We start from the raw sequence: 25,034 nt of genomic DNA on the forward strand, positions 1-25,034 counted from the left end.
TGGTGGTTACTTCTTTTGAGCGTTGTAGCCTTTGCGAGTGCGGATAGCGAGATTGGGTTTTGAAACCCGCAGCTCTATCGCATGCCATTTGCCGTCTTTTTTTATGTTCGATGGTTGATAGGTGAGCGTGTATTGGGTGCCGAGTTCCTCGACGATTCGAGTAAACGCATCTCGCATCGCGATGCCGCCAGGTGTTGAAATATAACGCCCGCCTGTTTTCTCCGCAAAGTTTGTCAGAGTACCACGATTTTGTGTTCGTTCGTTGGGTTTAAGATCTGGCGACGACATATCTACGGCGAAGATCATTGCATTAACGGACAGAGCCGCCTTGAGAGATTTGCTCTCCGAGACTTTGCTCATCGTATCGGCCCCGTCTGACAAAACGATGATCGCACGGCGCTTTTCCAGCCGCTTTGAGAGAACTTCAGCCGCTTTGTAAACAGCGTCATTAAGTGCGGTCATCCCGTCGGCTTTAAGATCGAACGCCTGATAGCGAATATCGCGGCTATTCGAAAAATCCTGTACCAATTCGACCTTTGAACTGAAATTGTAAATTGTCGCGTTATCTGTCACTCGCAGTCTTTCCAGAAAATTGATGGCTGCCGCTCTTGCAAGCGAAACCCTATTTTCCATGCTGCCCGACGTATCAAGCAGGATCACGGCCGCAAACGGCGTTTCTTGGGTATCAAATGTTTCGATCTTTTGTTCGACACCGTCTTCGAAAATATGAAACAGTTTTTGAGTAAGGCCGCCTACTGCCTTTCCGGACGAGTCGGTGATAGAAGCGTTGAGAACAACGATCGAGGATTCGACACTAATGGCATCATCGTCTGTTTGAGCGTAGAAATTGGGAACATTGAGCGAGAGGACAAGGACCAGAAAAATTAAACCTGAGAAAAACTTCATACAGCGACAAAGGTCAGTTCTTAATACGCAAAAAACGAGTAACCGTCAGAACAGCATTTGAAGTTTGGATCGCTGTCGCCGAAATGGTCAAGCGGCTTGTCTTTTTTAGCTCTTCCACAAGACTCGCAGAAAAAGTTTTGAGGGTATCCACAGCGTCGGCAAATGAAGCATTCTTACCTGCCGGTAAGATATCGTCGATCTTTTCGTCATCACCATCGCCGCCGAGCTCGCTGCGGATCTTTTTGACAGCTTTCTCAACAGCCTCAAGCGCCGCACGGTCAGTCTGGGATAGATTTCCGTTTTGGGCAAACGACTTTTCGAGACGGTCGGAGAGTCGGAGGACTTCTTCAGCTCGTTCGAGCATTTCTTCGTGCTCTTTCTCTTCCCTCTTAATGCGCAGAGTGATGCACGTTCCCCTAAGATTTCGTTCGAGGCTCTCGCACTCATTTAAGTTTCCAAAGATCGGTTTTCCATCCGCACCTTGTCCGAATGCGGTCAAAACGCCTAGAACAAAAAATGAGAGAATCAGAATTACTCGATCAATTAATCGCATGGCCAAAAAATCCTATCGAAGTGTATCCTGAACCGGTTCAGGTGAGGAACCAGTTACACGTTCGACCAACTTTGAAATAAACTCGTCTTCTGCAGCCCCGGAACTGCGTAGTGTCAGCCACTCTGACATCAACCCATTGCCCGAGCGCCCCTCGATCTTGGCAACCACAGAGACATTGTTCTGCACTCCGTCGATAGATTGCACCTCGATGGTCAGAGTGTATCGAGCCCGTGTCCATGTGGAATAAGATGAGTCGAGAACGGCGTAACGATTCAACTCGTTCTGCGCAATTACGGAACCTTTCGCAAAAACAAAAGGCTGAGTAATAATAATTCCGTCCTTCATCCGGGTGGAAGCATCATCGACAATAATATTATTTTCACGGAGGACTTCAACAATAGTCTCAATCAACACATCGCGACGCGAAGCCAGTTTATAAGGGTTTGCGAGGCGGTCGCGAACTTTAGTCTTGCCCTTGCCCCAATCAAATGAACGAGTCGCGTCGCTACTTCGAGTCGTGACTTTGTTGCCATCGTCCTTGATCTTTTGCGTTTGCGAGTCAACACCCTTCTGCGAATAGGCATCAACCCCAGCGAACAAGATGGTGAATACAAGTGCAAAGCAAAATTTTGTGAGATGCATGATCATAAAAAAATATACCGTAAGCTGTCTGTCCTTAAAAGATTTAGATGAGTCGAGTCTCTCAATAGTTGTAATGACGGCTTAAAACTACCTTTTTGCATTTTGGATCTCCCACAAACATAATTTTTTCATAAACGCATGTTGAGCGGCAAAACGGGCGATGCAATAGCCGGGCAGGCCATCAAGAAATCCCAGTTTGAGAAAAAAGGTCGAGAAAAAAGCTACGGGCCCCGCGAGTGCGATGCTAATAGGTGAGGTCATAACACCTTCGTTAAATAACTGCTGTGCCGCAAGCGGAGCATATCTTTTACCGATCATTTCGTGATGATGTTGAGCTCCTTCGGAACTGTAGTGAAGAATGTTGTGTTTTAACTTTTCGACCTTTGCGTCCGCTGTCATTTGAAATGACTCATGTACCAAAACATCTTTCCATTTTCCTTTTTGACGGTTGAAAAAGCGAAGCTGCCAATCAGGATACCATCCGCTGTGCCTGATCGCTCGATCCATATAAAAGGAAAGCCTCGGCATCTTGTAGCCGTCTGCCCTAAGACTCATCGGAACGTTTCGTAAGTTTAGAATTTCATCACGCAACTCTGGCGATATGCGCTCGTCTGCGTCAAGGCTAAGAATCCAGTCGAAAGATGCCGCTTCAATGCCAAACTGCTTCTGAGCCGAAAAACCGGGCCATGGCCTTGTTATTACGTTAGCACCCATCCCTTCTGCGATCGCACGAGTATTGTCGGTGCTTTCTGAATCGACAACGAGAACCTCATCGACCCAGTTGACCGAGCTAATAGCATCGGCTATCTTGCTTTCCTCATTTCCGGCAATGATCACGGCTGAGATGTTCATCCACTGGATTTTCGCAGAGTTGGTGGGAAAGATAAAGGTTAAAATTGCAAATGAATTCAAAGGTGGCAGCGAAAAGTGGTTGCAAAAAAAACCCTTCGGAAGTATCATATTTTCCGACCCTCCTAACTTGTCCCTGTTATGCCATTGATCAGAAAGTAAATTTTAATGACTATGAATAAGATAAAGATCGTTCTTGTAATCGGTTTTCTAGCGTTCGGTATCGGATTGCTGTTTATAGATAACGGCATAGTGTCCACTGCTGAGTCATTTTCTGGAGGACCTCCAGTGAGTTTCACCGGAGCACCCGGCGAAATCACTTGTACTGACTGCCATACTCAGAACGCCGGCATCGGACTACTCTCCATCACGGCTCCGCCCAACTACATTCCTGGACAGACATACCAAATTAGTGTTCAGCATTCAACAACTGACGCGACACGGCTGAGATGGGGATTTCAAATGACTGCACTGGATGGTACGAACAATGCCGCCGGCTCGTTTACCTCGACGGACGGATTCACTTACGCTGATTTTGGTAATTCACGATTTTATGTGGCGCACACCCAGACCGGAACTTTTGCGGGAACTGGCAACGGTGCAACGTGGACTTTTGATTGGACCGCTCCGGCAACAGATGTTGGGCCGGTCACGTTCTACGCCGCCGGTATTCAGGCGAATAACAATAACGGACGCTTAGGGGATCAGACGTATACGGCCACCGCTGCAAGCCAAATCGCTCCGTCGCCTACCAGCACTCCAACCCCGACGGTTGCGATAAGCGGAACGATCACATATGGCAACGCGGCTGGATCGCCGAATCCGCGTTTTGTTTCAAATGTGTTGTTGAGCGGAGCAGGATCGCCTAATGTTTCAACTACAAGTGATTTTCCCGACGGCAGCTATTCACTTTCTGGTTTTGGAGCCGGTTCTTATGCTGTCACGCCAACTAAGTCAGGCGGACAGAACGGCATTACGTCATTCGATGCCGCAAGGATCGCTCAGCATGTCGCTGGAGCATTTACTTTGACCGGCAACCAGTTGATCGTGGCTGATACCAGCGACAACGGCCAGATAACGTCCTTTGACGCGGCCGCAGTTGCTAGCTATGTGATACAAACACCGCCTTCTGGAGTGACAGGAAACTGGAAATTCCTTCCGGCAAATAAGATCTACGCTTCTGTGTTGTCGAGTATTTCCGGCGAAGATTATTCGGCGTTGCTCATGGGAGAGGTTACAGGCAACTGGACCAGTTCTGCGGCTCGGTCTGCTAAAACGAGTGGGCCGGAAAAGACAATGAATGTCAGTTTGCCGAATATTGAAATTGGCAATGCGAGGGACATGATCGTTCCCGTGAGCGTCCAAGGCATAGTTGACAAGGGAGTGATCTCATATGAGTTTGATCTCAGATATGACCCATCGGTGATTCAGCCACTGAAAAAACCGGTCGACGTCGTAGGAACAGTCAGCCGCGGCCTTTCTGCAATGGTCAACTCGGTTGAGCCTGGACTCTTGAGAGTCGCAGTTTACGGAGCGATGCCGATTGAGGGTGATGGATTGCTCTTGAATCTCAGATTTACTGCGATTGGTAAGCCGGGATCAATTTCGCCGCTAACTTGGGAACGTCTTATGTTTAACGAAGGCGAGTCAATGGTAAATCTGGTCGACGGTAAAATAGACCTGTTTTAGATAAGAATAGCTTGCTCAAGCCCGCACGTAAGTAAGGGCGATACACTCAACATCGAATGTATCGCCCAGAAAAAAGTGCGGGCTTCTGCATTGCCCAAATTATTTCAATCCCGGAACTGGTGAATCTATCGTGATGTTATTTTCACGAAACGCAGTTGAAGTTACACGCTGAAGATCGGCAACCGCTTTGTTGAAATCCGTCTCAGCTCGTATCTCAGCATTTTTCGCGTTGGTCAAAGAGTTCTCACGCTGAAAAAGCAAAAACGTTGTAGATCTGCCTGCCTCGTAAAGTTTCTGCTCCCCAGCCAATTGTATCTCAGCATTTTGCCTTGCTCGACGAGCGGTCAGCACACGTTGCCGCGCGGTCTCAACCGCTTGCACGGCATTTCTCACCTCGACGATGACTGTCTGTTCCTGGCCGCGGGTTTGGGCTTCCAGCTGCTGTTCTTGTATTCGTGCTCCGTCGAGATTCGCTTTCGCAGTGCGATTTCGGAATGGGAATGAAATCGTAACACCCAATGAAAAATTGGGAGCATCGCTACGGAATATATTTGCAAGCGAACGATTAAAGCCGCCAACCAAAAATGATGGCGTGCCGGGAATCTCAATCAGCGGATTTGGGATCTGACTACCCGGAGCAAATAACAGATTCAATTTTTGTCGCAGTATTTCATCATTGCCCGTGAACTGAGGAACGAATGTTGAATCTGTAGATGTTCCCCCTTGTGAAAGGCCGTCGAGTGAAAATGTCGAATTAAAGTCGATCTGGGGCTTTGTCTGATTTTTATAAAAACGAATATCCGTCGAGTTGATCTCTTTCTGAAGCTTTAGCCGTCGCAGTTCAAAACGATTGTCCATCGCGTCCTTCATTGCGTTGTCCAAGTTGAGAGCATCCAGGCTAACTTGAGGAGCGTCAGTCGGAACTAATGACTGTGACCATTCATTTGAAAGCGGGTCACGGAGGATTAACTGTTTCAATAGATTTTCAGCGATTCCAACCTGCTGGGTCGCAAGCAGAAGATCGCCTTCGCGATTCGCAAGTTCTGTTTCGACCTCTGCTCGTTCAAGCGGAGCCGCCGCACCCGCCTCGATCTTCGCTTCGACCTGACGCAGATTTTCTTTTGCGAGGTTAACATTAGCGATCTGATTTTGCTGATTTCGCGAAGCGAAGACGAGGTCCCAATAGGCCCGCTGAACCTGAGTTATTGTGCTCGTTGCTGTTAGTCGAAATTCCGAATCTGTTTGTTCGAGACGTTTTTGGGCAATTATGATCTGATGACGTTTGCTGTCTATCCGAAAATTTCTAAAAAGCGGCTGAGTATAAGTAAAGCCTAGGCTTGATGAAAAGACCGCAGTGCCGCCCTGGACAGAGCCCGAACTCACCTGAGCCTGATTAAAAGCGTTTTCAGTTCGCTGATTGTTGAAAAATGCCTGATAATTACCGCCGCCCCGCTCAATGAACTGCGTGAGGCCGGCATTAACACGGAAATCATTCGTAGCAGGTGAACCGGTTGTACTGCTCCGTGAATAATTTGGCGACACCGAAAAGACAGGGTCGTAAATGCCCTTCAGTGATCGAACCTGTGTTTCCTGGAAACGAACATCGCCGCGAGAAACCTCAATATCATTATTGCTCTCAAGAGCCCGGCGAATAGCATCCTGCAGCGTAAGTGTTAAAGGCTGTGCCGTTTGAACTCCGACGCGTGCAAGTCCGGTAGCCGCATTTCGCGTTTTAAGGGAACTCGTATTTGTCGGCTGTGACGGGATGTTCGCAATAGATGCGGTCATCTTGTCGTCGCTGACATTTTCGTTAGTACGTGTATCGGTCTGCGGCGATGCCATCACCGAAATGCCGAGAACGCAAATGAATACTGTCAATCTTAAAGTAGGATTTAATCGCAAAAATTTCATTTTCCTTTGCCTCGGCACATTGGTAGGTCGCACTTAATTATGCCAGAAAAAACTTAATCCGTTATTACGCCCGCGAATTTAGGTTTGTTTCAACAATCTTGTCACATCACCGGGAGCGATAGCGACTGGCTGATTCAGCCCCGGAAAGTTGGGTGATTTCAAGAAAATTACGTCATATCGGGAAAGTTGGTCTTCCAATTTGTCTCGAAATGCGCTAGGGTGATGCGGGAATTGCTGTATGGCGATTTGGGATCTTTGACAAATTTGGGGGTCTGGAGTCTTAGGTCTGCGGTCTTTATTTGGAAATAGCGTTCCAGCAAAGAGTCGGTGTTTCACGGGTCCTTGCTAACCGTAACATTAGTGATTGCAACAGTTACCGGTGTTGTAACCTGCAGTCTTATTTTTTTCAAAAAATCGTGGAATGCGGGCGTTTTATACGTCCTAAGTCGTTCAACGTCAAGGTTTACACCGTTCCACCTTAAGGTGGAACGGTGCGGAACGTTTGGTGCACGATTTTTGCGAAAAAACGGTGGGACACTGGGACATCATCATAACCATGCGATTGGACAAGCTCCTGACAGACCGGACAAAAGTGTCGGGACCAAGTTACATTTCAAAATTGACCGCACGCTTATTGGCCGCCCTTTGAAATCTAGGCAAATTTGCGGTATCTTCAAGATTTTAATATACGCACTTTTTGGGAGGAATTTAGATAACAATGGCTATAAAAGTAGGTATAAATGGTTTTGGACGCATCGGACGCTCGGTTGTCAGGACGTGGTTGGGCGATTCGGATATCGATCTAGTTGCGGTAAACGATCTTACGGATACCAAAACGCTTGCACATTTGCTCAAATACGATTCGGTAATGGGCAATCTAGACCACAAGATCACTGCGGGTGACGGCAAGATCGAGGTCGAGGGCGACAGTTTTCGCGTGTTTTCTGAAAAGGATCCCGCGCTGATACCGTGGGAAGAGGTCGGTGCCGATATTGTTATCGAATCAACCGGAAGATTTACCAAGGCGGAGGATGCGGGCAAGCACATTCGCGGCAGCGTGAAGAAGGTCGTTATTTCTGCTCCCGCAAAAGGCGAAGACATCACGATCGTACTAGGCGTAAATGAGAAAATGTACGATGCAGCAAGCCATCACATCATTTCGAATGCCTCATGCACAACGAACTGTTTGGCTCCAGTTGCGAAGGTCATTCATGAGAAATTCGGTATCAAAAGCGCTTTGATGAATACGATCCACAGCTACACGAACGATCAGCAGTTGCTTGATCTGCCGCATAAAGACCTTCGCCGAGCGCGTGCTGCTGCTTTGTCGATGATCCCGACCTCGACCGGTGCCGCTAAGGCCATAGCTCTTGTAATTCCTGAATTAAAAGGAAAGTTTGACGGCATTTCAGTTCGTGTTCCGACGCCGAACGTTTCGCTTGTCGATGTAGTGATGAATGTCGAAAAAGAAACCTCGACAGAAGAGGTCAATGCGATCCTAAAAGAAGCCGCACACGGTGAACTTAAAGGGATTTTGGCATTCAGCGAAGAACCATTGGTTTCCATTGACTTTAAAGGCAATTCGAATTCGTCGATCGTTGATGCCGAGAATACAAAGGTCATCGGCGGCACATGTATAAAGGTGCTTTCGTGGTACGACAACGAATGGGGCTACTCATGCCGTGTGCGTGATCTCGTAAGGTTCGTCGCCGAAAAAGGCCTTTGATCTTAGATGAAAATTTGTCCGAAATGCCGCAAAACGTACGAAGACAATAATCTGAATTTTTGTCTTGATGACGGAAGTGCGCTCAACGTCACGGATCAAGCTGCTCCGACAGTTGTGATGCCATCTCCAAGTGAAACCGGAACTCAGCAGGCCGCTCCGACTCAATGGCAGACACCGATGCAACAATCCCAAACGACTCGGAAATCTTCAAACGCGTGGATTTGGGTGTTGCTCATACTTGGGGTTTCGATTCTGCTTTGTGGTGGAGGTTCGATCGCCGGCTTTTTGTTTCTGCGAAGCCAGCAATCTTCTGTAAGTTCTGAATGGCCCAGCCTGCCAACACAAAAGCCATCGGCATCACCAACATCTTCGTCAACGCCGCTTAAAACCGGAAAATCGGAAAGCTACCTGACTCTGGAGAATTACAACCGTCTCAAGATGGATATGGACCGTTCCGAGGTTGAGAGCATTCTCGGCGGAAAAGGTGTCGAGATCAGCAGCTCAAGCGGCGGAGGGATGCGTTTTTCGGTCAATAAATGGGAAGGCGACAATTTTAAGTCGATCATACTTACTTTTAAGAACGACAAGATAATGTCAAGAACACAGGTTGGTCTCGATAAATAAACCGGTTGTAGAAGCCCGAACTAAGTAAGGGCATAGACTGATGAATAAGAAAACCATAAAAGATGTCCAATTGTCCGGCAAACGGGTTTTTATGCGTGTTGATTTCAACGTGCCGATCAAAGATGGGAAAATCTCCGACGATACTCGCATTCTCGGAGCCATGCCGACGATTCAGTATGCCGTCGAACAAGGAGCAAAGGTCATTTTGGCTTCGCACTTGGGACGCCCGTTAAAGGACAAAAAGAAGACTGAGGAAAAAGGCTTGCCGTATGATCCGGCAAAATACAGTCTGCGGCCTGTCGCTGAATATTTATCAAAATTGCTCGGCAAATCCATACATTTTGAAGATGTCGATGATGCGATGGACATGTTTTCTATGAAAAATGCGATGGTCAATGGTGAAATAATAATGTATGAAAATCTTAGGCTGCATCCGGGCGAGGAAAAGAATGACCCAGAATTCGCGAAATTACTTGCAGAAGAGATTGACGTTTATGTAAATGATGCTTTTGGTACGGCACATCGAGCACACGCTTCGACAGAAGGCATAACGCATTATGTTGATGATTGCGTTGCAGGGCTGTTGATGGAGAAAGAACTTAATTTTCTCGGAAAAGCTCTGCATGACCCGGAAAGGCCGTTCGTGGCTATTTTAGGCGGTGCAAAGGTCTCGGACAAGATACCTGTCATAGAATCGCTTATAAACCGCAAAGTCGATAAGCTGCTGATCGGCGGAGCAATGGCATACACGTTCTTTAAGGCTCAAGGCTTTACCATCGGTAAATCGCTGGTCGAGGACGAAATGATGCCAAAAGCGCTCGAGATCGAGCAAATGGCAAAGGATGCCGGCGTCGAATTGATACTGCCAACCGATCATCAGGTCGTCGATAGCTATGACCCGCTTAATTCGCGAAAGACCATTCCTGTCGCATTTACAAACGCGGGACTAGTAGGCCTCGATATCGGCGTCGAGACAATTGAAATATTCAAACAAGCCCTCGAAGGAGCAAAAACGATCGTCTGGAACGGGCCGATGGGAATGTTCGAAGAAAAGCCGTTTGACGAAGGCACAGTCGCGATAGCAAAAGCAGTCGCTAACGCTACCGACAACGGAGCAATATCAATCGTCGGCGGCGGCGATTCAGTCTCTGCCGTAAATCAGGCAGGCCTTAACGAAAAAATAAGCCACATCTCAACCGGCGGCGGAGCAACACTAGAGTTTTTGGCCGGTGACGTGCTTCCGGGCGTAGCCGCACTGAACGATAAGTAAAAATATGAGAAAACCCGTAATCGCCGGAAATTGGAAAATGTACAAACTGCTCGGAGAGGCAGTTGACACTGCGCTTGCGTTAAAACCGCTTGTGGCAAACGCTAATCATTGCGAAATTGTAATTGCTCCGGTTTTTACGGCATTGAAAACTGTTGCCGACCGGCTCGAAGGTTCGAATATAGGTCTGGCGGCTCAGGATTGCGCTGCTCGGAACGAATTTGGTGCTCACACAGGCGAGATCTCTCCAACGATAATAAAGGATGTCGGCTGTCGATACGTTATTATCGGCCACAGCGAGCGGCGGCAGTTTTATGGGGAGACCGACGAATCGGTAAATAGAAAGACGAAAGCTGCCCTTGCGGCTGGGTTGACAGCCATCGTATGTGTGGGCGAAATGCTTGATGAGAGAGATGCCGGACAGGCTGAAAGTGTCGTTAAAAGACAACTGGTAAGCGGGTTAGACGGTTTGACAGTTGCGGATATGGAACGTATCATAATCGCTTACGAGCCTGTCTGGGCGATCGGAACGGGTAAAACCGCGACGCCCGAACAGGCTCAAGAAATGCACGGCTTCATTCGCCGAACCGTTGCCGAAACACACGCCGGCGAAACAGCGGACAAAGTTCGTATTCTCTATGGCGGATCGGTAAAACCGGACAACATCGCGACACTTATGTCGCAGCCGGATGTGGATGGTGCATTGGTCGGAGGGTCGAGTCTCGAAGCGGGGAGCTTCGCTCAGATCGTAAACTACGGACGTAATTAAGATGGTTTATTTTTTATACGGTTTATTTTTCCTTTCTTGTTTTGTGCTTATCGCTGCGGTCTTGTTGCAGCCTGGTAAGACTGATGCAGGAGCTTTGTTCACCAGCAATGTTTCGAGTTCGGCAATGAGTCCGCGCGGAACCGCAACGGTGTTGTCAAAAGTGACGATCGCAGCAGCGTCAATGTTTATGTTATCAGCATTGTTGCTGGCGATGCCTGCTTTGACCGGTAACGTCTCGGTTTTGAACAGCATTCCGGAAACACCGACGGAAGCTCCGGCTTCGATTGATGCAAACCCCGATGATGCAAATTCAAACACGGCGACATCAACGGATGCTAACTCGAATACTGCTGCACCGGCCGATGCCAATGCAAATACGTCCGAGCCCACTGAAGGTTCTCCGGCGAACAAGTAATTTTGATATTTCAAATTTCAGATCTGATATCTCAGATTTGAGAAAGATACTGCTCAGGTGGCGTAATTGGTAGCCGCGCACGTTTGAGGGGCGTGTGGAGTAATCCGTGCGAGTTCGAGTCTCGCCCTGAGCACCATCGAAATAAAAAAGACAGGTTTTGTACCTGTCTTTTTTATTTGTAAGTAACTTCTAAAACAACGCCAATTTAATGCGTAGGAATTTCTTAGGATTCTGCCGAAAATCATAGAGAAGTTTCGTGCCTTCGCTCGATAGGGTGTTTACGTTATTAGCGGTTTGATTAATGCTGTTGTAAAGCGTTTCGTCGGTTACAAGGCGTCCGATCGTTCCTTTGCCTGCCTGTGCATCGGCGAGTATCGCTTCGATACGGACAGTTGTTGCGGCGAAGCGGGCAATAGCATCTTTCGTCTCGTCGTATAACTTGTCGTCTCGGAACAATTTTCCGGCTGAACCTTTACCGTCTCGAATGTCAGACGTTATTAGTTTTACATCATCGGCGATCGCCGAGATCTTTTCCGCCGAAACTTTTAGGTTAGCCACTGCATCGCGAGTCTCTAAATACAAAGCGTCATCATTGACAAATTTCCCCGCGGAGCCGCGTCCGGCTTTGATATCGCCTGAGATAGCTTCCAACTGCGCTACTGTTTTATTCAAACTATCGTAAAGAGCGGGATCGTTCACCAATTTGCCTGCGCTGCCCTGGCCCTTATTTATTTTGTCTATCGTAGTTTGCAGGCGCGTCATCGTTGCTCGAGTTTCAAGGACGGCGCTGTCGAGACTTTTATAGAGCGATTCATCATTGATAATGCGGCCAAGTGTGCCGTCGCCTTGGTTAGCCTTGTTCAGAATATCATTTGCCGGAACAGCGATCTCATTGATCTTTTTGAGCAGATCATTTCCGGTTTCAGTCAGTTGGGTTAACGAATTTCCCGCGCTTGAATCGAGCAAAGCACCATTGACGATAGGACTGCCTTTTGACGTGCCGGGAATGATGTTTATCATCTTGTCGTTGCCGAGGATCGACGTAGCGACCAATTGTGCACGAGAATCAGTACGGATCAGGTCGGAAATTGGCTTGTTGTCCAATTCCTGGACTACTGCAAGCGTCGCTTCGATCCGTTGTCCTGCGGGCGAGTCAGGCGGAAGAAACCTAACGTCCTCGACCTTCCCAACGGAAACGCCAGCCAGCTGAACATCGGCTCCCGGATGCAGGCCGTCTGCGCTTTCGAATCGGGACTTTAGCCGCAGTTTTTTCTCAAACGGATTAAAGCCCCCACTTGAGTTAAGGATCAGGAAACCAGTGACCAGCAACGCGCCGAGCATAAATATTCCCACGCGAAGCTCACTTAAGGTAAGTTTTTGTTGACGTCTGGGCATCGTTTTTTACTTTCCTCGAATAAATCTCTGTATGTAAGAATCACTATTGGCACGAAGTTGTTCGTCCTTTCCGCTAAAGATGATCTTACCGTTCCGCAGCATCATTACCTCGGTATTTATTAAGCACAATCGTTCGCCTTCGAGTTCAAAATGCACCTTTCCCTTGCGGTCCAGCACAGTGTATTCAGAAGAGATATATTCAAGATTGTTCATCTCGTGCGTTACAAATATAGATGATACATCCTCGAGGTCGCGAAGTTTAATTGCCAGTTCGCATATGGTTCTCGCAGTCGGCGGATCAAGCCCTGCAGTCGGTTCGTCAAAAAGTACGATGCCGGGATTTCCTACGAGTGCCCGGGCTATACCTACACGCCGCCGCATGCCTCCGGAAAGCTCTATAGGCATCTTATCAATTGCGTCTTCGAGATCAACGAATTGGAGCATTCGGCGGACTTCGTGCTCAACCTCATCCTCATCAATTCCATCTTCATGCAGGCGATAAGCGACATTATCATATACGGACAAAGAATCGAACAAGGCTCCTTCCTGAAACACCATACCGATATTTTCACGGATACGCATCAGCTCGACGTCGTCTAAGTCCGTGATATCTTCGCCCTCTATAAAGATTTGGCCCGCATCGGGCTTTAAGAGTCCGAGAATCAGCTTGATGATCGTTGACTTACCGCTTCCCGAGCCGCCCAAAACTATCTTTGTCTCTCCACGCCTAACGGAAAAGCTGATCTTGTCCAAAATGACCTGATCGTCAAATGCCAGTTCAACGTCTCGAAACTCGATCGCAGGCAGAATACGCTCACTACTGCGGGCGTCCGACGAGCTAGCGGGAAGCAAACCGTCCGCGTGTATCTGCTCTCGAAATTCAATATTCTCAAATGACATATCAGCTCGTACTCACCGCCTTAAAATAATGTACCCTGCAGTAAAGTTTGTAAAATTTTGGAGAGGAAAAAATCTGCAATGATAATGTTGATTGATGACGCGACAACCGCCTGCGTAGTAGAAACTCCGACCCCAACCGTACCGCCTTTGGTATTCAACCCCTTGTAGCACGAGATCATTCCTATGATCACACCAAAAAATACTGGCTTTACGATACCCGCCACTAGGTCGTCAACGGCAGTGCCGGTGCGAACCGACGATATATAAACATTAAGATCGAGTCCATGCAACTGCTTTGCGACGATTCCGCCGCCGATCAACCCAAACAGGTCAGCCGCGATCGTCAATAACGGAAGAGTGACCAGCAAAGCGATCAATCGCGGAGTGACCAGCTTACGAACCGGGGACGTTCCAAGCGCACGCATTGCATCGATCTGCTGCGATACGACCATTGACCCTAGCTCGGCGGCTATCGCAGAGCCAACACGGCCTGCGACCATCAACGCTGTCAAAACTGGCCCCAATTCACGGATCAATGAGACCGCAACTCCCTGCCCTACGTTGCTTTGGGCTCCATAATATTGCAGCGTGGGGTATGTTTGCAGAACCAATACGCCGCCGGTGAAAAAACCGGTAAGTACGACAATTCCCAGCGAGCCGACACCGATCTGGTCCATTTGATTGATGATCTCATCAAAATATCGCGGTCTCTTGCGCAGACCTTTGATCGAACGCCACAATAGATTTGTGATATCTTGAAGTTCGAAAAGGAATTTTGTTAGTGGATTCATTAATGGAGAGCCAAATATATTTGGTTCAGGATATAACGAACACTTACAAAACATCAAACACAAAAGAACCGCCGGCCCTTTCAAGAACCGGCTGAATCATAAAACAAATTACTATTTTTACAAGTCTTGCCGTTGTTGGTCTTTTGATCTTGAGGACTCTGCAGTCTGTGGTTTGCCATGATGTCGGGTTCTATCAACATTGAATTGACGACGCATCTTTAGCTCTTCCCGCATCTTTTCAAATCTCTGACGAAGCTCACGAAAACGAACCAATTGCTCCTGCGTCAAAACACGGCGGACGGCAAACTCATTCATATACCGCAGTTTCTCAACTTCAGCCTGCGCCATCTGACGTTCACTCAACCGAGCCTGGACTTCTTCTGCATTGGTCTGGTCGGCATAGATCGCTTCATTAAGAGCACGGTTGGCCTCTCGAAAACGCTTTTGAGCTTCTTCCATCAATGCCTTTTTCTCTTGATGGATCTTACGGATCTGCTGTACTTGCTCTTCCGTCAATCCGAGCTTGTGAAGAAAGTCGGTGCGAGGGTCGCGGGTTTGCTTCATCTCCGGACGCTGGACTTCACGCGGAGGAGCGTCAGAGGGTTTTGCATCTTGAGCAATGGCAGTTGAAGAAAAAACAAATGCCAAAGCCAGCATGATAATTGTTGTGAAGTATTTCTTTCCCATCATATCTTCCTTAAACTTTTTAACTGTCAATATCCGCAAACAGATCGGCGAGCCGAAGCGAATTGTCATCTTCAGCCTCATAATTGCTCAAAACCGGAGCGGTCGAAGGCAATGTCGTCGTAGGTTGCCTTCTAACGGTTGTCGCGACTGTTTGTTTCGCATTAGAAATCTGACGACGGGCGACGGCCTTGATCGGCTGAATGTCCTTATTCGTTGTCTTAGGAGTCGTTACAGCAACGTCAGACTGATCTAACTCTGGCTGCTTGCTCGTCTCAGTATTCTTGAGCGGAGCGGTACTCGGCACGTCGTTTGGCCGGACGTTAGACGCGATCGGCAGTTCGCTCGTGCCGGTTGATCTCAACATCAAAAAGCCCACGCCCAAAAATAGTACCAATCCAGCCACAGCCGCAAGCGGTAAAGGCTGTAGCCAACCGCGAAGCCCTGCCCATAGTCCAACAGACTCACTTTGTTCGACAAACTTTTGCCTCGGCTCGTATGGAATTACGATTTCCGGGGTCGGCAGATGGTTGAACTCTTCTTTCTGCCATTCGAACACCGAAAACCTTGCTTCCGAGATCGCGGCGAAATCGTCTGTACAGACTGTGCAATCAGCCAGATGCGTCTCGAATTGTGAACGCTCAACGCCAACCATTTCGTCGTACATATACGAAACGATCTCGTCCTCAAATGGGCAATTTGTTTTGCCGTTATTCTTCATTGCTTCTAAAGATCAAACGACCTCGACGGGCGTTCGCTCCAACCTCATTTTCAACTGTTTCAATGCCGTGTAAAGCCTGCTTTTGACCGTGCTGAGCGGCAGTTCGAGCGTTTCCGAAATTTCCTGAAACGTCATTTCCTCAAACTCCTTCATCACGATCACCTGCCTCAATTCCGTCGGCAAACCGCCAACCGCTTGTCTCACGAGCGTCAACCGCTCACTCTTTTCGATGACTTTCGACGGAGAATAATTCGGCGATGCAACGAATGTTCGATCTTCGGCTCCTTCATCATCGTCGAGGAAATCCTCCGACCGCGATTTTTGACGACGTTTTATTGTCAAACACTGGTTCACCGCAATCCGGTGCAGCCACGACGAAACCTTTGCCTCGCCGCGAAAATTCTTTATGTTGCGGTAGGCCGCGATAAAGGCTTCCTGACAGGCGTCGCCTGCGTCGTCCTCGCGCCCGAGCATACCGAAGCAGAGAGCGAAGATCTTTCGTTCCCACCTTCTAACGATTTCGTCGAAGGCTTCCCTGTCGTCAGAAACTGCCAGTTCGACAAGCTGTTCATCGGTTTTGCTTTGCAACATCGACTCGTGTCAACACACTATCTTTTCACGAGAATCATACCTCAAAATTCACGGACCAAACGCCAGGCTGTTCACGTCAACAAAACTAAGACGCAAAAAATAATAAAAAAGTCTGAATAAGTTCCTTGGCGATGTTGCCAGCGGGTACCAAAAACAACGCTTCAAAATTAGACAAAACTCGCATTACCGACCGGACAAATGTCACATTGTGACACAGCACGATTCGCATAAACCCAATTGCTGCAATAGGTTAAGCCCGGTTTTTCAGATCGCCTTGTCCGGCGTGTCCGGACACCACACCGGACATTCTAACTGTTGCAACTATTGAGGTTACATCGCATATTTTTACTTTGTCCGCCTAATTTGAAAAAAAAATATTTGCGCCACAATCCGACACAAGTTTCAAGGTATTTTTTGAGTTGTCAAAGATCGATTCAAGTATCCTGTAAGATAACATATGTGCACATGTCGTCGAAGATATTATCTGTGATACGCTGGCGACAAAAAGCATGTTTCATGAAAATAAACTAAATTTCAGATTCTATCTTAGAAATCACCTACAAGATTGTCTTACCCAACGCCGACAGGATCAGTTCGCAGGCTAGTTCGACGGTGATGTTGCTTTGGTCGAGGAGCGGGTTGACTTCGACTATTTCGAAGGACCGCATGCCGCCGTGTTCGGCGATGATCTCTAGGGCGAGATGGGCTTCGCGATAGGTCGTGCCGCCGCGGACCAAGGTGCCGCTGCCCGGTGCGAATCGCGGATCGATCATGTCGATGTCAAACGTCACGGCGTAACCGCCCGGAGCCTGTGAAGCGATCTTAATAGCATCTTCGACGCACGCAGCCATCCCGCGTTTGTCGATGTCGCTCATCGTAAAGAAATTCTTGCGAAGCCCAAGCTTTTCGATCGTGGCACGTTCGCCCTGATCGATGTCGCGGGCTCCGATGTGCGCGAAGTATTTGTGGTTGAGCTTTGGCGCGTAGCCGCAGAGGTTGACGAGCTGTTCGTTGCCGTAGCCGAGTATCGTCGCCAGCGGCATGCCGTGAATGTTGCCCGACGGCGAAGTATCAGGCGTGTTGATGTCCGAGTGAGCATCAAACCAGATCAAGCCGATCTCAGTTCCCTTTTGCTTATAGTGATTGGCGATGGCCGAGAATGTCGGTATCGCAATAGCGTGATCGCCGCCGAGAATGATCGGCAGTTCACCGGCGTTGAGAATGTCGCTCACCGCTTTGATGATGTTCTCGCTTGAAGCGAGCATTTCCTTTAGATGTTTGGGATGGCCTCCGTCAGATCCCGGCTCGGGTTGGACAATCGCTGCGTCGCCGTGATCGACGACTTGATAGCCGCCGCGTATGTGCTCAGCGAGGCTCAGCCCGCGAAACTCCGTCAAACGCATCGCATTAACGCCAAGCTCGCTTCCCGTCTTCCCCGCACCAAAGCCAAGCGGCACGCCGAGTATTCCTACTTTTTTATCAGTCATAATTCAATCTTGATCCTCGCCAAATTTGTCGGCGAAGAGTTTTGTGATCTGCTCGATGGCGTCTTGTTCGTCAATGCCTTCGACTGTGATCTTCAGATCGACGCCGATTCCCGCTGCGATCTGCAAAAGGCCTAATATATCCTTGCCGTCAGCACTTACGTTTGTGTCAGTTCGCGTAAGCGTAACGCTGCTGCGGAACGTGTTAGCAAGCCGCACGAGCTTTGCCGCCGCTCTCGCATGCAAGCCGAGCGCGTTTGTGATACTCACTTCGCGCTCAAGCATCCTTTTTCATTTTCTGCGGCTCAAGAAAGGCGCTAGTTCGACAGATCGCTTCTTTACCCTGATCCTCGACCTCTATTGCGAGTTCGTGAAGCGTAATTTCTTTGTTGTTGGATGCGAGCTTTATCACCATCGGCAAATTGACGCCGGTAACGATCTCGACTTCGTTCTCTTTGAGAAACATTGCCGAGATATTCGTCGGCGTGCCGCCGAACATATCGGTCAACACCAAAACTCCGTTACCATTAGAAACCTGTGCGATCGCACGTTCTATCTCGACTTTGGCCATATCGACATCGTCATGCCAGCCGATCGAGACCGCAGTGATGTGGCTGAGATCGCCGACGACAGCTTCTGCCGCTGCTAGCAATTCATTTGCGACTTGTCCGTGAGATACGATGACTCCGCCGATTCGTTTTGTTTCGCTCATATTATTTCTGAATGTCTCGATGCGTCACCGAAACGTCAAACTTCTCTTTCTTAAGCGCGTCGCGCAGGCTGTTCGCGACCATCACCGAACGATGTCGTCCGCCTGTACAGCCAACACCGATCGTTAAATAAGATTTGCCTTCGCGTTGATATAGCGGCAGCAGATATAACAGCAGATCAATAAGTCTTTTAATCGTCTCGTTTACTTCAGGCTTGTCGCGGAGGTATTTAATTATCTTTGGATCTTCGCCGGCAAGATGTTTTAGGTCCTGTTGAAAATATGGATTAGGCAAATGCCGGACATCAAACATAAGATCGACACCGCGAGGGCTGCCGTATTTGTGCCCGAAACTTATCACCTCGACCTTCATCGGCACACCTTTGTCGGAGCCGCTGAATTTCTGGACCATCAAATGTCGCAGCGTGTGAACAGTATGCTCGGACGTGTCGATGTGAAGATCCGCAAGTTTGCGGACATCTTTGAGCGTCCGTCGTTCCGCGCGGATCGCGGCGAGAAGGCCTTTGTCGTTGTCGGCAGGATGACGACGGCGCGTTTCGGAAAAGCGACGAAGCAAGACTTCGTCTGACGCCTCAAAAAAAACGATAAACGGTCTAATCTTTTTCTTTGCTAACTTAGCAAGTTCACTCTGGAATTGAGACAAGAAATGACGTTCGCGAATATCTATTACCAAAGCAGCCTTCTCTATTGGCGGAGTGCCGTCTTCGCCTTCGATCAGCAAACGTCCAAAAGTCGAAAGCATCGTCAAAGGCAGATTATCGACGCAAAAATATCCAAGATCCTCAAATGCATCCGTTGCCGAGCTCATTCCCGATCCGCTAAGTCCTGTCACGATCACGAACTCAGGAAGCTCTACACTTTTCCGCTGCTTTTTACGTCTTTCTGAGGGCATAAAGCTAATCGACCTCATCCTCAAGTGTCGGTATCACAGACGCCTTTGTCGCTTTGTGCGATTTATCGATCACTTTATCCTTCAATTTTCTAGCCTGCTTTTCGATCTTTTCGATGGTCTGAGACAGCGATTGGTACATATCTGAGTTACTGGTCTCAGCCGTCAAAACTTCGTTTCGCCAATTGATCACGACCTCGGATCGATGCCTGCCGCGCTCTACTTCAATTATTACGTGCGCTTTAGGCGGCTTGCCGTCAAAAATATGTTCGATCCTCTTAAAATGTTCTTCCACATGGGATTTTAGTGCCGGTGTTACGTCAATGTGTCGTCCTGTGAATTCAAAGTTCATGTTTGTTCGTCTCTCTTAATTAGTATGTATGATTACCGAAATTAAATAACAGTCTTACGTTCCCGCGAGCCGGGAATGTTCATTTGATCGCGATATTTTGCGACCGTTCTCCTTGAAAGTTTGACTCCTTCGTTACTCAAAACTCTTGCGATCTGGTCATCGGTCAATGGCTTCTTAGTATCCTCGTCCTCAACCATTTTCTTGATCCTCAGCTTAAGTATGCGCGTCGAAACCTCTTCACCTTCTTCATTTAGCATTCCTTCAGTAAAAAACCGCCTCAACTCAATCACGCCCTGCGGCGTATGGGCGTATTTACGATTTACTACTCGCGAAATTGTGGAAAGATGCATGCCGATATCTTCCGCAATGTCTTTCAACATCATCGGTTTAATATGTTCGACGCCATTATCAAGAAAGTCCCGTTGGCGAGAAACTATACACTCTACCACGCGGTAGATAGTCTGCCGCCGATGCTCGATATTTCGAAGCAGATCAACCGCCGATCGCATCTTTTCTTTAATAAAATCCTTAGTTTCTTTTGATGAGTCGGTTTGGTCGAGCAGTTTGTTATAGGTGTGACTTATACGAAGTCTCGGGCTGCCATCATCGGCAAAATAGATGACATAATCGTCTTCGAGCTTTTCCACGTAAACTTCGGGGGACACGAAGATCGCTTCTTCGGACGAATAACGCCTTCCCGGGAATGGATCAAGCTGCCTGATCTTTTCGATCTCTTTATCGAGAGTTTGTAGATCAACACCCGTTTTTTTTGCCAGATGCTGAAGCCTGTGCGGCTGAAGGTCTTCCAAATGATTTATGACAAGGTCCGCCGCGAGACTTTCTCGCTCACCGATCACATGCAACTGTGCGAGCAGGCATTCGTGTACGCTGAACGCTCCACAGCCGACTGGGTCGAGCTTCATAACCGCTTGTCTCGCGCGTTCAACAGTTTCCACTGAACTGCCGCACATCTCAGCAATTTCGTCGATGCTTGTCGATAAACGTCCGTCGTCATCCAAATTGCCGATCACGAGGATCGCCGCCTCTTCCGTTTCGCTGTTCAAGCTAAGAAGATGAAGCTGCCATTCTAAGTGTTCGCTGAGTGACTGCGAATGAGTTAAAAACTGTTCAAAGCTCGGAGCGTCATCTTTATATTCGATCTCCTGAGTGCGATAACCGGGATCGAGATAATCCTGAAATTCACGACCATAATCGATCTCATCAAAAGAATCGGCGCTTTCCGCATGCGAATCGTCGTCCCCGTCGATGTCTGTGCTATGTTCTTCGTTGCCGTTAAGGCTCGATCCTTCGGGCACAATTCCGTCAATCTCCGCGAGATGATCGGTGCGCGCTTCGGAAATGGCATCAGCTGAGTGATCAGCATTGTTATCGAATCCGTCATCATCACCGCTGGAATTTTGATCAAGAATGTTATCTCCGATCTCTTGGACCTCTTCTCCGGGCAGAACTTCCTCAAGTACAGGATTGGCTACCATCTCCAGCTCGATCAGTTCATTCAATTCGAGCGACGTCATCTGCAGCATTTCGATACGCTGACGCAGTTGGGGCGTCAAAACCATCTTTTGCTGCAATTGATGAGTTAGCCGTAGAGATGACATATTCAGGAAGGAGCGCGTTAGCTATTCAACTGTTACTCGATGTGAGAAACAGCGAATCACACCTAGATTATACCGAGTTTGAATGGAAAATGGAAAAGACTGTAAGTTTACAAGGTAAACCTTTCGCCCAAATATAACCGCCGGACATCGGGATCATCAATAAGTGCGGACGGGTCGCCTGAACGAAGGATCTTACCTTCGGAAAGAATGTAGGCCCGATCTGTAATTCCAAGTGTTTCGCGGACATTGTGGTCAGTGATCAGGATACCGATGCCTTGCTTTTTTAGATACAAAATGATCTCGCGAATATCGTCTATTGCAAGCGGGTCAATGCCGGCAAAGGGCTCATCAAGTAAAATGTAACGAGGGTTGGTAGCCAGGCAGCGAGCGATCTCGACGCGTCTTCTTTCGCCGCCGGACAGTGAGTCGCCTCTGTTCTTTCGAACATGCGTGATCCCAAATTCTTCAAGAAGCTCTTCGAGTCGCGAAAAACGTTCAATGCGGCTCATTTTCATCGTTTCGAGTACGGCGAGAATGTTCTGCTCGGCGGTGAGCTTGCGAAAAACTGACGATTCCTGAGGTAGATATCCAAGGCCGAGCCGGGCACGCAGGTACATCGGCAGAGCTGATACATCGCGGCCGTTCATCGAGATCGAGCCTTCTTCAGAACTTTCAAGCCCGACCATCATATAGAATGTTGTCGTCTTTCCGGCTCCGTTTGCCCCTAATAAGCCGACGACCTCGCCCGGTGCAACTGACAGGCTTACATTATCAACAACACGTCTGCTGCCGTATGTTTTCTGCAAATGTTGGGCGGCCAGTGAATCGATATCGTGTTTAGGCGAATGTCCGTTTGAGGCGTTGGGGTCCATTGTGCTTATATATTATTGCTTGCCCTGCACCTTGTAAACTGACTTCATCCGTGTGGATGTTGGTTGCTTAGATTTCCCTTCACTGACTACACGTTTTTCGCGCATATAGAGTGTCAATTGAGCGGCCTGAGATGAGCCGTTTTCAGCGTCTTCTACAAGTGCCGGGCTGCCGCGAAGGATAGCCATTTCGTCGCTAGACGTGTATTGCAGCCAGTCACCGGTTCCGCGTCTTCCCGGCTGAGATACCACAACGTTGGTTTCTGCAATCGTCTTTGTTACCTCATTTTCCTTATTAAGGTAAACATCAGCGGAGTTTGCGGTGATCCTGTCGGTTCCTTGTCGTATGTCAACATGTGTTCGATATTGCAGGAGCTGGCTATCACGGCCATAAGTCATGGTACTGGCAGAGGCAAAAACCGGAACGGATGCATTACCCGTTTTTTGATTTACTTTCACGTTGTAGGCCGCGCTGCGGACGTTGCCGTCAGCAAGGAACTGGCCATCTTTTTGCTTTAGCGTAAATTTATCACCGTGAATATAGTTATTTTCCTGCCATGCTCGAGCATTACCGAGGTAGATTGCGGTTTCGCCGGGCTGGTCAAATTCGGCACTGTCCGATGTAATAAAAACCGGCTTATCCGATTGGCCGAAAGGAGCAGCGTTGTTCAATTGTTTGAGGCTGTAGTATGTTGTGCTTACTTTGCCTCGCATAAAAGAATGCTGGCTGCGGATGTTCCAGTCGATCTCCTTGGCCTTTGATCTATATTTCGAGTTCCAACCGGTCGGCTCACCGCCTCTAAGTCTCAGAGTTTCATCCGCTTGGGTGAAAGTCATTTCTGCGGCTATAGCATTGTTGTCAAGTTCGGTAAATCTAGCATTACCTGACGCATTTAACTGTTCGAAATCCTTTGATTGCGGATCGAAGTTGGCTGTTATTTGATCGGCAACAAGTGTCTGTGTCCCGTGCGTCTGTTCCGGAATAGTAGGGACTCGCACAGTTTTTGTTTTGCGTCCGCCGGTACAAGTTTTGGCGTTATTTCCCGTCGGAAAGAACTCACAATCGAAACGCGGTGCATTGATGGTTGTTTTATAGTTTTTTCTATCGTTATGCAACGGCTCTACATTCAGCTCTGCATTTCCTACAGCTTCGGCTTTACTGATGTCCTTCCCGTTTGCACCAAAGGTCGTTCGGACAACATCGGCAGAGACACGCTTGTTTGCCGCGTCGGGTGCATCAGGTGCACTAAGCTGAATCGATGTCCGTCCATCTGTCCGCAAAGCATCGATCATGCCCGGGCCCTTGAACAGCAAGCCAATTCCACTTGCCGCTGAAATACTAACTTTTGAATATTCCTTATTTTCGTTGGGAATGATCTCAACGTCACTTTGTCCGATTGCATTTGCGTCATGAAGCTGACGCGATTCGCCGAATGCTGCATTCATTTCTGGAGCAGCGATCAGCGTTGTACGTTCTGTCGTTGTTTGCCGCGCCGAGGCATTGCCCCGAATGACCGCATCCTTAACTTTCTTGTCGGGAAACAGATTTGCGTGCAGAAGTTCACCTTTCAGATAATCGGAGCCTTGTGTGATCACAGCATTGCCAGTCAATGTGAGTTTTCCGGCGGACTGTTCATATATTGCTTCAGACGACGTAATGTCCGTCGGTTTATCATTTGGGGACATGACGATATGTGTCCCGTTTTTTAGTTCAAAACGGTCAGCATACCTGTCATAAGATGCGTAGCCGCAATCAATATTGGTTGATGCCGTACCGGATTCTGATGAAACGATGTGAACTTTATCAAAAAATTCAAATCTCTTTAATTGTGATGATCTAGGATCGGAACCGTTAAGAAAGACCGAGGCTCGTTCTGCAAGGACATCAGTCATTTGCGGCTTTCCTGACGACTTCCCTTTTGACTCGATGTTTATAGCGACATTGTCACGGAGATCTATCCTATTGCCCAATTGGTCAAATACGGCCGAATTGGTATTGATCTTCGCATAGCGAATATTTGATCTAACGAGTTCGGGCGATTCAAACGCCTCGATCTCGACATTCTTTAACAGTTCGATTATTTTGTCGCCAATCTTAACACTTGCTCCAAATGATTTACCTCGAATGTTTGCTCGTTCAAATTCGACAGCCTCGTCAGCTTCGGCAGTTTCATTTTTTTTGGTGTAGATAATGTTGTTTGTCTTTATCTTAAGCGCGTCGGGAGTTTCGATCTGTACATTGCCTTTTAGATAGGCCGTAAAGTTCTTGTCTGCTTCGGGAACATAGAGTGCCGATTCGGCTGTCATCTTATTGTTCGACAAACCCTCATTGTCGAATGTTTCTACATAGACATTCTGAAGTTCCTGATGCTCGTCCGAAAATGTTTTGGCGGAGTCGGCTTTAATATAGAATTTCGAGACGCCGCCGTCAGTTTCAAGTCTTTCGTAGCCGTTAACGTCGGCGACGACATCCGTAGAAAGCCGAGTATGCTCGCTCTTTAGCTTAAATGGTGATTTCGACCGCTCGCGATAAAAACCTATTACAACTGCAAGTATCGTGACAGCAATTACACCAACAGCAGCGATGCGGAAGTACTGCGGCAATTTTGCCCGCAACCTATATAGATCTTGATTGTGGGTTATTTGTTCCGGCACTGA

The 25,034-nt window shown here is 48.2% G+C and carries 25 protein-coding genes and 1 tRNA gene; 7 read left to right on the plus strand and 19 right to left on the minus strand.

The features are described 5' to 3' along the window. Nucleotides 1-6 precede the first annotated feature (6 nt). From IPL32_15425 to IPL32_15440, 4 genes are all read right to left on the minus strand, one after another. On the minus strand, nt 7-906 hold the full coding sequence (locus tag IPL32_15425; protein MBK8467208.1) for a VWA domain-containing protein: 900 nt from the start codon (nt 904-906) through the stop codon (nt 7-9). A 13-nt stretch (nt 907-919) separates the two neighbouring features. Beyond that, the gene (locus IPL32_15430; GenBank protein ID MBK8467209.1) at nt 920-1,459 is read right to left on the minus strand and encodes a hypothetical protein; all 540 of its coding nucleotides are present in this window, start codon (nt 1,457-1,459) and stop codon (nt 920-922) included. Between the two features lie 12 nt (nt 1,460-1,471). Continuing rightward, a complete protein-coding gene (locus IPL32_15435) occupies nt 1,472-2,107 on the minus strand; it encodes a hypothetical protein (protein MBK8467210.1) in 636 nt (211 codons plus the stop codon). 81 nt (nt 2,108-2,188) lie between these two features. After that, nucleotides 2,189-2,953 carry a glycosyltransferase family 2 protein gene (locus IPL32_15440; protein MBK8467211.1) on the minus strand — a complete coding sequence of 255 codons (765 nt, stop codon included), beginning with the start codon at nt 2,951-2,953 and terminating at the stop codon, nt 2,189-2,191. A gap of 171 nt (nt 2,954-3,124) precedes the next feature. Here IPL32_15440 and IPL32_15445 point away from each other — a divergent pair, with 171 nt between their 5' ends. Further along, entirely contained in the window at nt 3,125-4,639 is a 1,515-nt protein-coding gene (locus tag IPL32_15445; protein ID MBK8467212.1) for a hypothetical protein, read from the plus strand. A gap of 99 nt (nt 4,640-4,738) precedes the next feature. On the opposite strand, the gene IPL32_15450 is transcribed toward IPL32_15445, so the two are convergent. Further along, entirely contained in the window at nt 4,739-6,517 is a 1,779-nt protein-coding gene (locus IPL32_15450; GenBank protein MBK8467213.1) for a TolC family protein, read from the minus strand. A 751-nt stretch (nt 6,518-7,268) separates the two neighbouring features. Here IPL32_15450 and gap point away from each other — a divergent pair. The 6 genes from gap (at nt 7,269) to IPL32_15480 (ending at nt 11,487) form a co-directional block, all read left to right on the plus strand. After that, a complete protein-coding gene (gap, locus tag IPL32_15455; GenBank protein ID MBK8467214.1) occupies nt 7,269-8,276 on the plus strand; it encodes a type I glyceraldehyde-3-phosphate dehydrogenase in 1,008 nt (335 codons plus the stop codon). Nucleotides 8,277-8,282: 6 nt separating this feature from the next. Next, complete coding sequence (locus tag IPL32_15460; protein ID MBK8467215.1) at nt 8,283-8,900, plus strand: hypothetical protein; 618 nt, start codon at nt 8,283-8,285, stop codon at nt 8,898-8,900. 40 nt (nt 8,901-8,940) lie between these two features. Next, nucleotides 8,941-10,170 carry a phosphoglycerate kinase gene (locus IPL32_15465; GenBank protein MBK8467216.1) on the plus strand — a complete coding sequence of 410 codons (1,230 nt, stop codon included), beginning with the start codon at nt 8,941-8,943 and terminating at the stop codon, nt 10,168-10,170. Nucleotides 10,171-10,174: 4 nt separating this feature from the next. Then, complete coding sequence (locus tag IPL32_15470) at nt 10,175-10,936, plus strand: triose-phosphate isomerase (GenBank protein ID MBK8467217.1); 762 nt, start codon at nt 10,175-10,177, stop codon at nt 10,934-10,936. Between the two features lie 43 nt (nt 10,937-10,979). Continuing rightward, the gene (secG, locus tag IPL32_15475; protein MBK8467218.1) at nt 10,980-11,351 is read left to right on the plus strand and encodes a preprotein translocase subunit SecG; all 372 of its coding nucleotides are present in this window, start codon (nt 10,980-10,982) and stop codon (nt 11,349-11,351) included. A gap of 51 nt (nt 11,352-11,402) precedes the next feature. Continuing rightward, a tRNA-Leu gene (locus tag IPL32_15480) sits at nt 11,403-11,487 on the plus strand. A 53-nt stretch (nt 11,488-11,540) separates the two neighbouring features. On the opposite strand, the gene IPL32_15485 is transcribed toward IPL32_15480, so the two are convergent. The 14 genes from IPL32_15485 to lptC all read right to left on the minus strand — a co-directional run bounded on the left by IPL32_15485 (nt 11,541) and on the right by lptC (nt 25,031). Beyond that, nucleotides 11,541-12,746, minus strand: coding sequence for an MCE family protein (locus IPL32_15485; protein MBK8467219.1), 1,206 nt, complete (start codon nt 12,744-12,746; stop codon nt 11,541-11,543). A 6-nt stretch (nt 12,747-12,752) separates the two neighbouring features. Then, on the minus strand, nt 12,753-13,646 hold the full coding sequence (locus IPL32_15490) for an ATP-binding cassette domain-containing protein (GenBank protein ID MBK8467220.1): 894 nt from the start codon (nt 13,644-13,646) through the stop codon (nt 12,753-12,755). A 20-nt stretch (nt 13,647-13,666) separates the two neighbouring features. After that, nucleotides 13,667-14,437, minus strand: a complete 771-nt coding sequence (locus IPL32_15495) for an ABC transporter permease (protein ID MBK8467221.1) — start codon at nt 14,435-14,437, stop codon at nt 13,667-13,669. Nucleotides 14,438-14,554: 117 nt separating this feature from the next. Continuing rightward, nucleotides 14,555-15,193: a periplasmic heavy metal sensor gene (locus IPL32_15500; protein ID MBK8467222.1), complete on the minus strand. Its 639-nt coding sequence runs from the start codon at nt 15,191-15,193 to the stop codon at nt 14,555-14,557. Beyond that, on the minus strand, nt 15,144-15,842 hold the full coding sequence (locus IPL32_15505) for a hypothetical protein (protein MBK8467223.1): 699 nt from the start codon (nt 15,840-15,842) through the stop codon (nt 15,144-15,146). Before IPL32_15505 ends, IPL32_15500 begins: the two co-directional genes overlap by 50 nt. Nucleotides 15,843-15,854: 12 nt before the next feature. After that, nucleotides 15,855-16,433, minus strand: a complete 579-nt coding sequence (locus IPL32_15510) for an RNA polymerase sigma factor (protein ID MBK8467224.1) — start codon at nt 16,431-16,433, stop codon at nt 15,855-15,857. Between the two features lie 557 nt (nt 16,434-16,990). Then, nucleotides 16,991-17,920, minus strand: a complete 930-nt coding sequence (rocF, locus tag IPL32_15515) for an arginase (GenBank protein MBK8467225.1) — start codon at nt 17,918-17,920, stop codon at nt 16,991-16,993. A gap of 3 nt (nt 17,921-17,923) precedes the next feature. Next, nucleotides 17,924-18,202, minus strand: a complete 279-nt coding sequence (locus IPL32_15520) for an HPr family phosphocarrier protein (protein MBK8467226.1) — start codon at nt 18,200-18,202, stop codon at nt 17,924-17,926. Beyond that, on the minus strand, nt 18,195-18,629 hold the full coding sequence (locus tag IPL32_15525; GenBank protein ID MBK8467227.1) for a PTS sugar transporter subunit IIA: 435 nt from the start codon (nt 18,627-18,629) through the stop codon (nt 18,195-18,197). The genes IPL32_15520 and IPL32_15525 overlap by 8 nt, the downstream gene beginning before the upstream one ends. A 1-nt stretch (nt 18,630) precedes the next feature. Continuing rightward, nucleotides 18,631-19,539 (minus strand): RNase adapter RapZ, encoded by a 909-nt coding sequence (gene rapZ, locus IPL32_15530; protein MBK8467228.1) that lies wholly within the window; start codon nt 19,537-19,539, stop codon nt 18,631-18,633. Nucleotides 19,540-19,543: 4 nt separating this feature from the next. After that, nucleotides 19,544-19,888 carry a ribosome-associated translation inhibitor RaiA gene (raiA, locus tag IPL32_15535; protein ID MBK8467229.1) on the minus strand — a complete coding sequence of 115 codons (345 nt, stop codon included), beginning with the start codon at nt 19,886-19,888 and terminating at the stop codon, nt 19,544-19,546. A gap of 41 nt (nt 19,889-19,929) precedes the next feature. Continuing rightward, nucleotides 19,930-21,507 carry an RNA polymerase factor sigma-54 gene (rpoN, locus tag IPL32_15540; protein MBK8467230.1) on the minus strand — a complete coding sequence of 526 codons (1,578 nt, stop codon included), beginning with the start codon at nt 21,505-21,507 and terminating at the stop codon, nt 19,930-19,932. 107 nt (nt 21,508-21,614) lie between these two features. Then, on the minus strand, nt 21,615-22,379 hold the full coding sequence (gene lptB / locus IPL32_15545) for an LPS export ABC transporter ATP-binding protein (protein MBK8467231.1): 765 nt from the start codon (nt 22,377-22,379) through the stop codon (nt 21,615-21,617). Between the two features lie 12 nt (nt 22,380-22,391). Beyond that, entirely contained in the window at nt 22,392-25,031 is a 2,640-nt protein-coding gene (gene lptC / locus IPL32_15550) for an LPS export ABC transporter periplasmic protein LptC (GenBank protein MBK8467232.1), read from the minus strand. Between the last annotated feature and the right edge of the window lie 3 nt (nt 25,032-25,034).

The organism is Chloracidobacterium sp. (genome assembly GCA_016711345.1).
In the GTDB taxonomy this organism is placed as follows: Bacteria; Acidobacteriota; Blastocatellia; order Pyrinomonadales; family Pyrinomonadaceae; genus OLB17.